General features: G+C 74.6%; 11 protein-coding genes. 5 read left to right on the forward strand and 6 right to left on the reverse strand.

Features of this window, described 5'->3' with window-relative positions; translation table 11 throughout:
- Nucleotides 1-162: 162 nt before the first annotated feature.
- A complete protein-coding gene (locus OO57_RS30865) occupies nucleotides 163-438 on the forward strand; it encodes a hypothetical protein (RefSeq protein ID WP_033256029.1) in 276 nt (91 codons plus the stop codon).
- Nucleotides 439-444: 6 nt separating this feature from the next.
- Here OO57_RS30865 and OO57_RS30870 read toward each other — a convergent pair whose 3' ends face one another.
- From OO57_RS30870 to OO57_RS30890, 5 genes are all read right to left on the reverse strand, one after another.
- Nucleotides 445-1,596, reverse strand: coding sequence for an XdhC family protein (locus OO57_RS30870; RefSeq protein WP_033256030.1), 1,152 nt, complete (start codon nucleotides 1,594-1,596; stop codon nucleotides 445-447).
- A gap of 96 nt (nucleotides 1,597-1,692) precedes the next feature.
- Nucleotides 1,693-3,156: an NCS2 family permease gene (locus OO57_RS30875; RefSeq protein ID WP_033256031.1), complete on the reverse strand. Its 1,464-nt coding sequence runs from the start codon at nucleotides 3,154-3,156 to the stop codon at nucleotides 1,693-1,695.
- Between the two features lie 187 nt (nucleotides 3,157-3,343).
- A complete protein-coding gene (pucD, locus tag OO57_RS30880; RefSeq protein WP_199811360.1) occupies nucleotides 3,344-5,704 on the reverse strand; it encodes a xanthine dehydrogenase subunit D in 2,361 nt (786 codons plus the stop codon).
- On the reverse strand, nucleotides 5,701-6,186 hold the full coding sequence (locus OO57_RS30885; RefSeq protein ID WP_033256032.1) for a (2Fe-2S)-binding protein: 486 nt from the start codon (nucleotides 6,184-6,186) through the stop codon (nucleotides 5,701-5,703). The genes pucD and OO57_RS30885 overlap by 4 nt, the downstream gene beginning before the upstream one ends.
- The gene (locus tag OO57_RS30890; protein WP_033256033.1) at nucleotides 6,183-7,070 is read right to left on the reverse strand and encodes an FAD binding domain-containing protein; all 888 of its coding nucleotides are present in this window, start codon (nucleotides 7,068-7,070) and stop codon (nucleotides 6,183-6,185) included. The genes OO57_RS30885 and OO57_RS30890 overlap by 4 nt, the downstream gene beginning before the upstream one ends.
- 284 nt (nucleotides 7,071-7,354) lie before the next feature.
- Between OO57_RS30890 and OO57_RS30895 the strand changes: the two genes are divergently transcribed.
- Nucleotides 7,355-8,947 carry a PucR family transcriptional regulator gene (locus OO57_RS30895; RefSeq protein WP_033256034.1) on the forward strand — a complete coding sequence of 531 codons (1,593 nt, stop codon included), beginning with the start codon at nucleotides 7,355-7,357 and terminating at the stop codon, nucleotides 8,945-8,947.
- Nucleotides 8,948-8,973: 26 nt separating this feature from the next.
- On the opposite strand, the gene OO57_RS30900 is transcribed toward OO57_RS30895, so the two are convergent.
- Nucleotides 8,974-10,125 carry an alpha/beta hydrolase gene (locus OO57_RS30900; protein ID WP_324606808.1) on the reverse strand — a complete coding sequence of 384 codons (1,152 nt, stop codon included), beginning with the start codon at nucleotides 10,123-10,125 and terminating at the stop codon, nucleotides 8,974-8,976.
- Nucleotides 10,126-10,348: 223 nt separating this feature from the next.
- Between OO57_RS30900 and OO57_RS30905 the strand changes: the two genes are divergently transcribed.
- From OO57_RS30905 to OO57_RS30915, 3 genes are all read left to right on the forward strand, one after another.
- Entirely contained in the window at nucleotides 10,349-11,458 is a 1,110-nt protein-coding gene (locus tag OO57_RS30905) for an ROK family glucokinase (RefSeq protein ID WP_033256036.1), read from the forward strand.
- A gap of 126 nt (nucleotides 11,459-11,584) precedes the next feature.
- Nucleotides 11,585-13,384: a gamma-glutamyltransferase gene (gene ggt / locus OO57_RS30910; RefSeq protein ID WP_033256037.1), complete on the forward strand. Its 1,800-nt coding sequence runs from the start codon at nucleotides 11,585-11,587 to the stop codon at nucleotides 13,382-13,384.
- 120 nt (nucleotides 13,385-13,504) lie between these two features.
- Entirely contained in the window at nucleotides 13,505-14,308 is an 804-nt protein-coding gene (locus OO57_RS30915; RefSeq protein ID WP_033256038.1) for an exodeoxyribonuclease III, read from the forward strand.
- Nucleotides 14,309-14,354: the final 46 nt, after the last annotated feature.

Here is a 14,354-nt window from a genome sequence, read left to right on the forward strand (position 1 = left end):
CTGGGGGAGGGGCTTTAGGGGAGGGGGGTCGCTGGCCGCGGGGCCGGGCAAAGGGGTGATGGCGTGGGTCCTGCCGGGGCGAGGAGCGGGGAGGGACGCCGGGGGAGGGGCTGCGGGCCGCCGCGGGGGCGGACTGTCGGTCCCGGGTGCCAGCCTGGCCCCATGGACGAACGCGACAGCGAGCAGTTGCTGCGGGGCCGGGTCTACGGCGCGGACCACGACGATCCCGGCCCCCGCCCGGGGCGGGCGTACCGGGAGCTGGTCGGCGGGCCGCTGGACGGGCTGCTGCTGGACGTCACGGGCTGGGCCGCGGAGACCCTCGCCGACGGCGCCGCGCTGCCCACCCACCTGGGCCGCTACGGCGGGGCCGGCACCTCCCGCTACGAGCCGCGCCCGGCCGATCCGCGGCGCTGGGACTGGGCCGGCGACAGCCGGTAGGCCCGTTCAGGCCGCGTGCGGGGCGTCGGCGGGCGGGGCCGGGTCGTGGTGGATGGGGCCGCCGGTGGCGGAGAGCGGGAGGCAGGAGCCGCCGCGGGCCTCGGCGACGAGTTGGGCGGCGATGGAGACGGCGGTCTCCTCGGGGGTGCGGGCGCCGAGGTCGAGGCCGATGGGGGAGTGCAGGCGGGCCAACTCGGCCTCGGTGAGGCCGACTTCGCGTAGGCGGGCGGTCCGGTCGCGGTGGGTGCGGCGGGAGCCCATCGCGCCGACGTAGCCGACGGGCAGCCGCAGGGCGCGTTCCAGCAGCGGCACGTCGAACTTGGCGTCGTGGGTGAGGACGCACAGCACGCTGCGGCCGTCGAGCCGCTCCAGCTGGGTGTCGAGGTAGCGGTGCGGCCAGTCGACGACGAGTTCGTCCGCCTCGGGGAAGCGGCGCGCGGTGGCGAAGACGGGGCGGGCGTCGCAGACGGTGACGTGGTAGCCGAGGAACTTGCCGATCCGCACGACCGCGGAGGCGAAGTCGATGGCGCCGAAGACGAGCATCCGCGGCGGCGGGACGTACGCCTCGACGAAGACGGTGACGGTGTGCTCGGCGGACGGGTCGCAGGGGCGGCCGTCCAGTCCGAGGGCGAGCCGCCCGGTGCGTCCGGCGGAGAGCATCGCGCGGGCCTCGGCGACGGCGGCGCGCTCCAGCCGGAAGGAGGCGAAGGAGCCGTGGTGGGCGTCGGCGGTGACGGCGAGGGTGCCGCCGAGCAGGGCGGGCGGGCCGTCGACGATCCGGGCGACGGCGACGGGCGTGCCGGAGGCGGTGTAGGCGACGGCGGCGTCCAGGCCGGGGTCCGCGCCGGGGGTGACGGGCTGGACGAAGACGTCGAGCAGTCCGCCGCAGGTCAGGCCGACGGCGAAGGCGTCCTCGTCGCTGTAGCCGAAGCGCTCCAGCACGGGGGCGCCGCTCTCCAGCGCGGCCCGGCACAGCTCGTACACGGCGCCCTCGACGCAGCCGCCGGAGACCGAGCCGACCGCCTCGCCGTCCGCGTCGACGGCCAGGGCCGCGCCGGGGTCGCGCGGGGCGGAGCCCGAGACGCCGACCACGGTGGCCACGGCGTAGGGGCGTCCGGCGGCGTGCCAGGTGTGCAGCTGGGCGGCGATGTCGTGCACGGGTAGCTCCTCACGGACTCACGGACTCACGGACTCACGGACGACGGGTGCCGCCCCGCCGGAGGGTGCGGCGGGGCGGCGGGGGAGGCGCGGGCGTCAGTGGACGCCCAGCCAGGACTTGATCGGGACGAGCGCGAAGTACGCGACGAACACGCCGGTCAGGATCCACATCAGCGGGCCGGGCTCGCGCCACTTGCCGGTGCCCGCCTTGATGACGGTGTACGAGATGACGCCGGCCGCGACGCCCGCGGTGATGCTGTACGTGAACGGCATGACCACGCAGGTCAGGAACGCGGGGATGGCGATCTCCCGGTCCGACCAGTCGATGTGCCGGGCCTGGCTCATCATCATCGAGCCGATCACCACCAGCGCGGCGGAGGCGACCTGCACCGGCACCACGGCGGCGACCGGCGAGAAGAACAGCATCAGCGCGAACACGCCGCCGGTGACGGTGGAGGCCAGGCCGGTGCGGGCGCCGTCGCCGACGCCGGTCGCCGACTCGACGAACACGGTCTGCCCGGACGCGCCGGCCACGCCGCCGATCGCGCCGCCCGCGCCGTCGACGAACAGCGCCTTGGACAGGCCGGGCATCCGGCCCTTGGAGTCGGCGAGCCCGGCCTCGGTGCCGACGCCGATGATGGTGGCCATCGCGTCGAAGAACCCGGCCAGCACGAGGGTGAACACGGCGACCGAGGCGCTGATCGCGCCCAGCCCGTGCGAGCCGAACGCGCCGAACAGGTCGACGTGCCCGAACAGCCCGAAGTCGGGTGCGGAGACCGGCGAGCCGGGCCAGGTCGGCGCCGAGCCGCCCCAGTCCTCCGCGGTCAGCCCGGCCGTCTCGTTGACGACCAGCGCGACCACGGTGCCCGCCGCGATGCCGATCAGGATCGCGCCCCGGACGCCCCGGGCCAGCAGCACGAAGACGGTCAGCAGGGTGAGCGCGAAGACCAGCACCGGCCAGCCCCGGAGCTCGCCGAACGGGCCGAGCGAGAGCGGGGTGGGGCCGCCGGTGTGCACGAACCCGGCCTTGTAGAAGCCGATGATCGCGACGAACAGGCCGATGCCGATGGTGATCGCGTGCTTGAGCGGCAGCGGGATCCCGTTCATGATCTTCTCGCGCAGGCCGGAGACCACCAGCAGCACGATCAGCAGGCCGTAGATCACGCACAGGCCCATCGCCTGCGCCCAGGTGGTGTGCGGCACCACCAGCGCGGATATCGCGCCCGAGACGGACAGCCCGGCCGCGACGGCCAGCGGCACGTTGCCGACCACGCCCATCAGGATCGTGGTGACGGCGGCGGCCAGCGCGGTGGCGGTGGTCAGCTGGGCGTGCCCCAGCTTGGCGCCGGTGACGTCCGCGCCGCTCAGGATGATCGGGTTGAGCAGGACGATGTAGGCCATCGCCATGAAGGTGGTGAGACCGCCGCGGATCTCGTTGCCCAGGGTGGAGCCGCGCGCCGAGATCTTGAAGTAGGCGTCGAGGGCGCCGCGCGGGGGTGTTTCCGGTGCGGTGGGGGCCGCTTCTTCGGTGGGGCCGGGCTCCGTGGAGGTCCGGGACATGTCCACTCCCAAGGTTCATAGGGGGTTGGGGTGGGCGAGCCGACCTGATGGCCCGTCATGGGAGGGCGGCAGGGGGACTGGTTCGACTCACGGGTGGGGGTGCTGCGGGGCCCGGCGAGACTCCGGCAGCGCCCCGGGGGTCGGCAGGGAAGACCGGGTGCCGCCCCCGGGGACGTTCGACGGACCGTCAGAGCGTGTCGGTCAGGTGCTCCGGCCGCACCGGGATGCGGTTCAGCGCCTTGCCGGTGGCCTGGCGGATGGCCGCGACGATCGACGGGGTGGCGGAGACGGTGGGGGCCTCGCCGACGCCGCGCAGCCCGTACGGGGCGTGGGGGTCGGGCAGTTCGAGGATCTGCACCGGGATCGGCGGGGTGTCCAGGATGGTCGGGATCAGGTAGTCGGTGAAGGAGGCGTTGCGCACCTTGCCGTCCTCGACCACGATCTCCTCCATCACCGCGAGGCCCAGCGCCTGCGTGCAGCCGCCCTGGATCTGGCCGACCACCGAGAGCGGGTTGAGCGCCTTGCCGACGTCCTGCACGGCCGTCAGCTCGACCACCTTGACCAGGCCCAGCTCCACGTCCACGTCGACCACGGCGCGGTTGGCGCAGAAGGTGTACTGGACGTGGCCGAAGCCCTGCCCGGTCTCCTTGTCGAACGGGACGGTGGGGCGGTGGTGGTGCTCGCGGGTCTGCTCGACGGCGTCCTCGCCGAGCAGGTCGACGATCGGGATCAGCACCCCGGCCGAGGCCGAGACCACCTTCCCGCCGACCAGCGCCAGGTCGTCCTGCGTCCAGCCGTAGCGGTGCCGCCCGCGCTCCAGCAGCTCGTGCCGGACCGCCTCGGCGGCGAGCTTCACCGCGCCGCCGGTCATGTACGTCTGCCGGGAGGCGGAGGTCGAGCCCGCCGAGCCGACCTCGGTGTTGGCCGGGTGGATGGTGACCTGCTCGACGCCCAGCTCGGTGCGGGCGATCTGGGCGTGCACGGTGACGCCGCCCTGCCCGACCTCGGCCATCGCGGTGTGCACCATGGCGACCGGCTCGCCGCCGATCACCTCCAGCCGGACCCGGGCGGTGGAGTAGTCGTCGAAGCCCTCGGAGAAGCCGACGTTCTTGATGCCCACCGAGTAGCCGACGCCGCGCACGATGCCCTCGCCGTGCGAGGTGTTGGACAGCGCGCCCGGCAGGGTGCGCACGTCCAGGTGCTCCAGGTCGAGCGGCGGCGGCAGCGGCATGTCCTTGACCCGCTGGAGCAGTTCGGCGACCGGCGCGGGCGCGTCGATCTCCTGCCCGGTCGGCATCCGGTCGCCCTGGGTGACGGCGTTCAGCTGCCGCAGCTCGACCGGGTCCATGCCGAGCGCCTCGGCCAGCCTGTCCATCTGCGACTCGTAGCCGAACGCGGCCTGCACCGCGCCGAAGCCGCGCATCGCCCCGCAGGACGGGTTGTTGGAGTACAGCGCGATCGCGTGCATCCGCACGTTCGGGATGACGTACGGGCCGTGGCCCAGCGAGGCGGCGTTGCCGACCACCGCGGGGGAGGCGGAGGCGTAGGCGCCGCCGTCCAGCACGATCCGGCAGTCGGCGAAGACCAACTTGCCGTCGCGGGTGGCGCCGTGCTCGTAGCGCATCCTCGCCGGGTGGCGGTGCACGTGCCCGAAGAAGGACTCGTCCCGGGCGTAGACGATCTTGACGGGCTTGCCGGTGCGCAGCGCCAGCAGGCAGGCGTGGATCTGCATCGACAGGTCCTCGCGGCCGCCGAACGCGCCGCCCACCCCGGCCAGCGTGAGCCGGACCTTCTCCAGCGGCAGGTCGAGGACGGGCGCCATCTGCTGGCGGTCCACGTGCAGCCACTGGGTGGCGACGTACAGGTCGACGCCGCCGTCCTCGGCGGGCACCGCCAGGCCGGACTCCGGGCCCAGGAACGCCTGGTCCTGCATGCCGACCTCGTACTCGCCGGAGACGACCACGTCCGCCAGCGCCCGCACCTCGTCGGTGACGCCCAGGCCGGAGACCAGCCTCTGCTCGTGGCAGACGTTCCCGTACGCGTGCGACCTGTACTCGTGCGGCTCGTGCACGTACCCGTGGGTCTCCGGGTCGAGGCACTGCTCCTCGGTGGTGATCGGGGTGAGCACCTCGTACTCGACCTTGATCTTCTTCACCGCGCGGCGGGCCGTCTCCGGGTGGTCGGCAGCCACCAGGGCGATCGCCTCGCCGTGGTAGCGGACCTTGTCGATGGCCAGGGCGGGCTGGTCGGCGATCTCCAGGCCGTAGTACTTCTCGCCGGGGACGTCCTCGTGGGTGAGCACCGCGTACACGCCGGGGACGGCGAGCGCCTCCGAGACGTCCACGGACAGGATGTTGGCGCGCGGGTGCGGGGAGCGCAGCGCGGTGCCCCACAGCATGTCCTCGTGCCACAGGTCGGAGGAGTAGGCGAACTCGCCCTTCACCTTCAGCGTGCCGTCGGGGCGCAGCGGGGAGCCGCCGATGCCGTCCTTGGAGGCCTGGTTGATCTTCTGCAGGTTCTTCTGGCCCTGGATCGTACGGGTCGTCACTTCTCAGCCCCCCGGGCGCACGTGCGGGCGGAGGCCAGCCGCACCGCGTCCATGATCTTCTCGTAGCCGGTGCAGCGGCACAGGTTGCCCGACAGCGCCTCCCGGATGTCGGTGTCCGAGGGCTGCGGGTCCGCGGCCAGCAGGGCGTCGGTCTGCACCAGCAGGCCGGGGGTGCAGAAGCCGCACTGCACGGCGCCCGCGTCCACGAACGCCTGCTGGACCAGGCCCAGTTCGCCGTCCTCGCCGGCCAGGCCCTCCACGGTGCGCACCTCGCGGCCCTGCACCTGGCCCGCCGCCACCAGGCAGGAGCACACCGGCACCCCGTCCAGGTAGACCGTGCACGAGCCGCACTCGCCCTGCTCGCAGGCGTTCTTGGACCCGGGTAGGCCGACCCGCTCGCGCAGGACGTACAGCAGGGACTCGCCCTCCCACACGTCGTCGGCCTCCACCGGCTTGCCGTTCGCGCTGAACGTGACCCTCATGCCGCGCTCCTGATCTGCTTGCGATAGTCGTTCCAACACCACGTCAGGGTGCGCCGGGCCATCACGGCCAGCGCGTGCCGCCGGTAGTCGGCGGTGCCCCGGACGTCGTCGATCGGGGAGGCCGCGGCCTTCACCAGCTCGCCGAAGCGCTGCACCACCTCCGGGCCCAGCAGCTCGCCGGACTCCCACAGGCCGCGCTCGGCGAGGACCCCCCGCAGGTACTCCTCGGCCTCCACCGCCCGGCGCGGCGTCGGCGCGGCCGAGCCGATGCCGGTGCCGACCGTGCCGTCCTTCGGGTGCAGCGCGAAGCCGAACGCGCAGACCGCGATCACCATCGCGTTGCGGGTGCCGATCTTCGAGAACTGCTGCGGGCCGTCCGCGACCGGGATCCGCACCGCACCGATCAGCTCGTCCGGCTCCAGGCTGTTGCGCTTCACCCCGACGTAGAACTCGTCGATCGGCACCAGCCGCACCCCGCGCACCGAGTGCGCCTCCACGGACACGCCCCGGCCCGCGGCCAGCAGCGCCGGGTGCGAGTCGCCGGCCGGCGAGGCCGCGCCCAGGTTGCCGCCGACGCTGCCGCGGTTGCGGATCTGCGGCGAGCCGACCGTGTGCGCGGCCAGCGCCAGGCCCGGCAGCGGCCCCGACAGCTCCTCGATGATCCGGGCGTACGGCACCGCCGCACCCAGCCGGACGACGTCGCCGTCGCTGCTCCACTCGGTGAGCTCGGTGATGCGGTTCAGGTCGAGGATCGCGGATGGCCGGTGCACGTCGAAGTTCATCTCGACCATGACGTCCGTGCCGCCGGAGATCGGCAGCGCGGTGGGGTGCTCGGCCTTCGCCGCGAGTGCCTCGTCCCAGGTGGCGGGCCGAAGGAACTCCATGCGGGTAACTCCTCAAGTCGTCGCCGACGGACGCGGGCACCTGCGCCCTTGCCGGTGCCCGGGGCCCGGGGGCCCTCGGTCACCGCGGTGCAGCCCGGCGGCGTGTTGGCAAGTGAACCGCTGTGACGGGGGCCACTGGCAGTCACCGATGGCATGAGGCCCGGCAGTGCCCCGCACCACCGTCCTGTACGTTCCTCTAAGGTGGACGATCCTCCAGCTCAGGTCGTGCACACTGGGCCGTTCCACCCCGCGGTCCCACCCTCACAGACCAAGAAGGGCTGCCCATGCGCGTCCGTGACCTGCTCGCCCCCGGAGCCCCCCGACTGCGCCTGCTCGCCGGCGAGGACGAGCTCGACCGGCAGGTCACCGGCGTGATGACCACCGACCTCCAGGACCCCGGCCGCTACCTGCACGGCGGCGAACTCGTCCTCACCGGCATGCTCTGGCGCACCGCGCCCGCCGACTCCGAACGCTTCGTGCGCACCATCGCCACCGCCGGGGCCGCCGCCCTCGGCGCCGGGGAGGTCGAGGTCGGCCCCGTCCCCGCCGACCTCGCCGAGGCCTGCCGCCGCCACCGCCTGCCGCTGCTCGCCGTCCCCGACGACGTCGCCTTCGGCGCCGTCACCGAGTACGTCGGCCGCCAGGTCTCCGCCGACCGCGCCGCCGACCTCGCCGCCCTCGTCGACCGGCACCGCCTGCTGGTCTCCGCCGCGGGCGCGGGCGGCCTCGACGCCGTCCTCGACCTGCTCGGCGGCGACCTCGACCTCGACTGCTGGGTCCTCACCCCCACCGGCCGGGTCGTCGCCGGCCCCGCCGACCGGCTGCCCCCCGCCGACCGCGACCAGCTCGCCCGCGCCCACCTCGCCGCCCAGCGCCAGCGCCGCCGCCCCCCGCACCGCGTCCGCCTCGCCGGGGGCACCTACTCGCTGCTGCCCGCCGCCGCCGAGGCGGACGCCGACACCCCGCTCGCCGACTGGATCCTCGCCGTCGCCGGGGACGTCACCGAGTGGACCCCCAAGCGCCAGCAGCTCGCCGAGAACCTGGCCCGCCTGGTCGCCGCCGAACGCACCCGCCGCGACGAGGGCCGCCGCCTGCGCCGCCGGATCGCCGACGAGGTCCTCACCCTGCTCCAGCGCGACGCCGACCCCGCCGAGATCGGCCGCGCCCTCCAGGCCTCCAGCACCATGGCCGCCCGCTACGAGGGCTCCACCGAGACCCCCGGCCCCGGCCCGCAGTGGCTGGTGCTGTCCGCCGACGCCACCGGACTGCCCGACGGCGCGCTGCGCCCCGTCCTGGAGGAGGCCCTCGCCGCCGCCACCGACCGCGCCCTGGTCGCCGCCCTCGGCCCGACCGGCGCCGTCGCCGTGCTGCCCGCCCTCGACGCCGCCGTCCCCGCCGACGCCGTCCGCGCCCTGCTCGCCCCGCTGGAGGCGGGCCTCGGCTCCGAGGGCCGGATCACCGTCGGCGTCTGCGCCCCCGCCGCCGAGTCCGGCGGCCTGCGCGGCGCCCTGGAGGAGGCCCGGCACGCCCGCCGGATCGCCGCCGCCCGGATCGGCCGGGTCTGCGTCGCGGGCCCCGAGGAGCTCGCCTCGCACGTCCTGCTGCTGGCCGCCGTCCCCGACGAGGTCCGCCGCGCCTTCCGCAGCCGCCTGCTCGACAAGGTCATCGCCTACGACCTGGAGCACCAGGCCGACCTGGTCCGCACCCTGGAGGCGTTCCTGCGCTCCGACGGCTCCTGGACGCGCTGCGCCGCCCAGCTGCACGTCCACGTCAACACGCTGCGCTACCGGATCGGCCGGATCGAGGAACTCACCGGCCGCGACCTGTCCCGCCTGGAGGACCGGGTCGACTTCTACCTGGCCCTGGAACTGGCCTGACGGCCCGTCGGGCCCTCGGCGCCCCCTCAGTGCCGGACGGGGATCACGCCGGTCAGCCAGGTGAAGACGTCCGGCACCATCGGCCTCCACACGTCGCTGCTGTGCGCGCCGCTGGTCTCCTGCACGGTGACGGTGGTGGGGGCCTGGGCGGCGGCCCGCAGCGCCTCGCCCGCCTCCAGGCCGTCGCCCCGGTTGCCGCTGACGTACAGGGCGGTCCGCGGCGGGGTCTTCGCGGACCTCAGGATGTTCAGCGGGTTGGAGACCTCCCGCAGGTGCGGGTCCTTCGCGGTCAGCGACTTGCCCTCGGTGGCCGGGTCGTTGTACCCGGAGAGGCTGATCCCGGCCCGGTAGCGGTCCGGGTGCTCCAGGGCGAGCTTGGCCGCGCAGTGGGCGCCCGCCGAGTACCCGGCCACCGCCCAGCGCTCGGCCGACGGGTCGGCGCGGAAGTTGTCGAGCACCATCTGCGGGACGTCGCGCGACAGCCAGGCGTCCGCGTTGACCTTGCCGGGGACGTCCGCGCAGCCGGTGTCGGTGTTCTCGCCCAGCAGGTTGGTGCGCGGCGAGACCAGGATGAACGGGGCGACCTGCCCGCTCTGCATCAGCGGCCGCAGCTGCTCGGACACCTTCAGGGTGCCGAACCAGGTCTTCGAGGAGCCCGGCCAGCCCGGCAGCAGCTCCACCACGGGGAAGGACCTGTCCTTGTACGCGGGGTCGTCGTACTGCGGCGGCAGCCACACCAGCACCTCGCCGTCCACGCCGGAGACCGCGCCCCTCAGGTCGGTGGTCCGCACGTCGTCCGGGACCTTCGGGTCGCCGACCGGCTCGAACTGCTGGACCACCTTGGTGCGCTGTGCGTCGTTGCCGGGGGCGCCCGCCCCGCCCGCCCCGCCGTCGGCCTGCGCCTGCAGGTCCGGCACCGCGCGGACGTGGTTGCCGGTGCCCAGCAGGTCGTCCCAGCTGCCGTAGATCAGGTTGGCGTTGTTCACCATGACGAACACCGTGAGGACGGCCGTGAGCTGACAGAACAACAGCATCGCGATCCTGGACAGCGCCTGGAAGGGCCGCGGCCCGCGCACCCGGCCCCAGAGCAGCAGCGCCACCGCGATCGAGACCGGCACCAGGGCGATCGTGAGGAGGAGGAACGGGGTGCCTGTCAGCTGCATGTGGGTCTCTCGCATCGGTTCGTCCGGCCGTCCGGGGCAAGGTCCCCCGGTTCACGCATCACACTTGTCAGACTGCGTCACACAGTCGGTCAGTTGCTGTCGACACTCGCGGAAACCTGAGAGGAACATCACGTTTTCGTGAGAATCCGCTGTGCGTCCTGCGCTCAGTCTGCCAGTTCGCCCACAGCCTTCCGCCCCCCGGACCGCAACCTTCACCCCATCAAGGAGCATTCGTTCCGTGACCCGAGCCAACGGCCCCGCCCGCCCCGTCCTGCCCAGCCTGCTGGGCCTCGGCCCGCGCGCCGAGCGCCGCCGCCGCACCCTCCCCGCGGGGGTGCTGAAGCTCCCCACCATCGGGGTGGACATCGGCGGCACCAAGGTGGTCGCGGGCGTGGTCGACGGGGACGGCAACGTCGTGGACCGGCTGCGCACCGAGACGCCCGACAAGAGCAAGAGCCCCAAGGTGGTCGAGGACGTCATCGTCGACCTGGTCCTGCAACTCGCCGACAAGCACGACGTGCACGCGGTCGGTGTCGGCGCGGCGGGCTGGGTGGACGCCGAACGCTCCACCGTGCTGTTCTCCCCGCACCTGAACTGGCGCGGGGAGCCGCTGCAGCAGGCGCTCAGCTCCCGGCTGCGCTTCCCCGTCGTGGTCGAGAACGACGCCAACGCCGCGGCCTGGGCCGAGTGGCGCTTCGGCGCCGGACGCGGCGAGGACCACATGGTGATGATCACCCTGGGCACCGGGATCGGCGGCGCGCAGGTCCGCGACGGCCACGTCGACCGGGGCAAGCACGGCCTGGCCGGGGAGTTCGGCCACATGCAGGTGGTGCCCGGCGGCCACCGCTGCCCGTGCGGCAACCGCGGCTGCTGGGAGCAGTACTCCTCCGGCAACGCGCTGGTCCGCGAGGCCCGCGGACTGGCCGCCGAGGAGTCCCCGGTGGTGCAGCCGCTGCTGGCCCGGGCCGGCGGCACCCCGCTGGGCATCACCGGCCCGCTGGTCACCGAGGCCGCCCGCGACGGCGACGCCGTCGCCGTCGAACTGCTCTACGAGGTCGGCCGCTGGCTCGGCGTCGGCATGGCCAACCTGGCCGCCGCCCTCGACCCCGGCCGCTTCGTCGTCGGCGGCGGCGTCAGCGAGGCGGGCGACCTGCTGCTCGCCCCCGCCCGGGACGCCTTCCGCCGCACCCTCACCGGCCGCGGCTTCCGCCCCGAGGCCGAGATCGCGCACGCCGCCCTCGGCAACGAGGCCGGCCTGGTCGGCGCCGCGGACCTGGCCCGCCAGGTCGCCCGCCGCTTCCGCACCGTCAAGCGCCGCCGGGTGGAGCGCTCCGCGGACGGCGGCTGACCGCCGGAGGGGTGTTGACGCCGCGTCAACATCCGGTGAACGCGCCCCGGTTGGCCGAACCTGCTGTTGTCCGGTGCACGCCGGGTGTGGGAGAACGGGGGACCGACGCCGACCCAGGGAGGCCGCATGCGCGCCCGCACCCGTCTCGTCCCCCTCCTCGCGCTCGTCACCGCCACCGGACTGCTGGCCGCCCCCGCGCAGGCCGCCCCCGGCGGCGGGGCCCCGCCGGGCAAGCAGCCCGTCGCGGTCGGCCGGGGCGGCGCGGTGGCCAGCGTGGACGCCGACGCCACCGCGGCCGGCCTGGAGGTGCTGAAGCACGGCGGCAACGCGGTGGACGCCGCCGTCGCGACCGCCGCCGCGCTCGGCGTCACCGAGCCCTACTCGGCCGGGATCGGCGGCGGCGGGTACTTCGTCCACTACGACGCCCGCACCGGGAAGGTCGAGACCATCGACGGCCGGGAGACCGCCTCCCGGCACGCCGACAGCTCCCTGTTCCTGGAGGACGGCAAGCCGCTCGCCTTCGACGACGCCGTCACCAGCGGCCTGTCGGTCGGCGTGCCCGGCGCCGCCGCGACCTGGCAGCGGGCGCTCCAGCGCTGGGGCAGCCGCAGCCTGGGCCAGGTGCTGGAGCCCGCCGAGCGGATCGCCGAGCGCGGGTTCACCGTCGACCGGACCTTCCAGGACCAGACCGCCGCCAACCGGGCCAGGTTCCAGGACTTCCCGGCCAGCCGCGACCTCTTCCTGCCCGGCGGGCAGCTCCCGGCCGTCGGCTCCACCTTCCGCAACCCCGACCTGGCCGCCACCTACCGCGAGCTGGGCCGCCGCGGCACCGACGCGCTGTACCGCGGCCCGATCGGCGCCGACGTCGTGCGCACCCTCCAGCACCCGCCCGTCGACCCCGCCTCCGGCCGCACCGCCCGCCCCGGGAAGGTCGACGCCGCCGACCTGGCCGCCTACCGGGTCCGCGACCAGGCCCCGACCCACGTCACCTACCGGGGCCTGGACGTGTACGGCATCGCGCCGTCCTCCTCCGGCGGGACGACGGTCGGCGAGGCGCTGAACATCCTCTCCGCGAGCAGCCGCGCCGACCTCGCCGACCCCGTCCGCTACGACCACCGCTTCCTGGAGGCCAGCCGGATCGCGTTCGCCGACCGCAACCGCTGGGTCGGCGACCCCGCCGCCGTCCAGGTGCCGACCCGGCAGCTCCTCGACCCCGGCTACGGCGCCGCCCGGGCCTGCCTGATCGACCCCGAGCACGCCCTGACCAGCCCGCTCGCCCCCGGCGACCCGTACCACCCGGCGGCCTGCGGCAGCACCGGGCAGCCCGCCGCCGAACCGTACGAGGGGCAGAGCACCACCCACCTGACCGTCGCCGACCGCTGGGGCGACGTGGTCTCCTACACGCTGACCATCGAGCAGACCGGCGGCAGCGGCATCACCGTCCCCGGCCGCGGCTTCCTGCTCAACAACGAGCTCACCGACTTCAACTTCGCGCCGCTCACCCCCGGCGTCCCCGACCCGAACCTGCCCGGCCCCGGCAAGCGGCCGCGGTCCTCGATCTCGCCGACGATCGTGCTCAAGGACGGCGAGCCCTACCTGGCGCTCGGCTCGCCCGGCGGCGCCACCATCATCACCACCGTCCTGCAGGTGCTGACCGGCCGGGTCGACCGCGGGCTGACGCTGGAACAGGCCATCGCCGCGCCCCGGGCCAGCCAGCGCAACACCGCCGCCACCCAGGCCGAACCCGCCTTCCTGGCCTCGCCCGAGGCGGCGCGGCTGCAGGCGCTGGGCCACGTGTTCGCGGCCACCCCGGAGATCGGCGCCGCCACCGGCGTCGAACGGCTCCCGGACGGCCGCTGGCTGGCCGCCGCCGAACCCGTCCGGCGCGGCGGGGGAGCGGCGGGGGTGGTGCGCCCCTCGCGCTGAGCCCGCGCTCGATCCGACGTCAACTGCCGGGTGCTGTCGGCGGCGGGCGGTATGTTCGGACGGGGTGCCCGGCCCGCGCGCCGGGGCCCCGTCCGTCCGCACCGCCGAGGGAAGGCCGCCGTGACCGTCCGCATCGCCACCTGGAACATCAACTCCGTCACCGCCCGGCTGCCCAAGCTGCTGGAGTGGCTGGAGTCCGCCAAGCCGGACGTGCTCTGCCTGCAGGAACTCAAGTGCGCCACCGACGCGTTCCCCGCCGAGGCGGTCGCCGAGCTCGGCTACGCCTCCGCCGCGCACGGCGACGGCCGGTGGAACGGCGTCGCCCTGCTGTCGCGGATCGGCCTGGAGGACGTGGTCCGCGACCTGCCCGCCCAGCCCGGCTACCTCGCCGAGGACGCGCTGCTCCCGGTCGTCGAACCGCGCGCCGTCGCCGCGACCTGCGGCCCCGTCCGGGTCTGGTCGGTGTACGTGCCCAACGGCCGCGAGGTCGACCACGCGCACTACCGCTACAAGCTGGAGTGGATGGCCGCGCTGCGCGACGCCGTCCGCGAGGACGCGGCGGGCGGGCGCCCGTTCGCCGTCCTCGGTGACTTCAACGTCGCCCCCACCGACGAGGACGTCTTCGACCTCGTCGCCTTCGAGGGCCTCACCCACGTCACCGCCCCCGAGCGCGCCACCCTCGCCGCCCTCCGCGAGATCGGCCTGCAGGACGTCGTCCCGCGCCCCCTCAAGTACGACCGCCCGTACACCTTCTGGGACTACCGGGCGCTGGCCTTCCCGAAGAACCGCGGCATGCGGATCGACCTGACGTACGCCAACAAGCCGTTCGCGGACGCCGTCACCGACACCTACGTGGACCGCGAGGCCCGCAAGGGCAAGGGCACGTCGGACCACGCGCCGGTGGTGGTCGACCTCGACCTGTGAGCCGGGCTCGGGGCAGTCCGTCCACCGGGCCGCCCAGGCAGGGGCC

The sequence above is a fragment of the Kitasatospora phosalacinea genome (genome assembly GCF_000717185.1).
GTDB classification, from domain to species: domain Bacteria; phylum Actinomycetota; class Actinomycetes; order Streptomycetales; family Streptomycetaceae; genus Kitasatospora; species Kitasatospora phosalacinea_A.

What these genes read in the sequence shown, in the direction of transcription:
- OO57_RS30895 (WP_033256034.1), top strand. Translation starts at nt 7,355, where the DNA reads ATGCGCGTCCGTGACCTGCTCGCCCCCGGAGCCCCCCGACTGCGCCTG.
- ggt (WP_033256037.1), top strand. Translation starts at nt 11,585, where the DNA reads ATGCGCGCCCGCACCCGTCTCGTCCCCCTCCTCGCGCTCGTCACCGCC.
- OO57_RS30885 (WP_033256032.1), bottom strand. Translation starts at nt 6,186, where the DNA reads ATGAGGGTCACGTTCAGCGCGAACGGCAAGCCGGTGGAGGCCGACGAC.
- OO57_RS30890 (WP_033256033.1), bottom strand. Translation starts at nt 7,070, where the DNA reads ATGGAGTTCCTTCGGCCCGCCACCTGGGACGAGGCACTCGCGGCGAAG.
- OO57_RS30875 (WP_033256031.1), bottom strand. Translation starts at nt 3,156, where the DNA reads ATGTCCCGGACCTCCACGGAGCCCGGCCCCACCGAAGAAGCGGCCCCC.
- OO57_RS30865 (WP_033256029.1), top strand. Translation starts at nt 163, where the DNA reads ATGGACGAACGCGACAGCGAGCAGTTGCTGCGGGGCCGGGTCTACGGC.
- OO57_RS30900 (WP_324606808.1), bottom strand. Translation starts at nt 10,125, where the DNA reads ATGCGAGAGACCCACATGCAGCTGACAGGCACCCCGTTCCTCCTCCTC.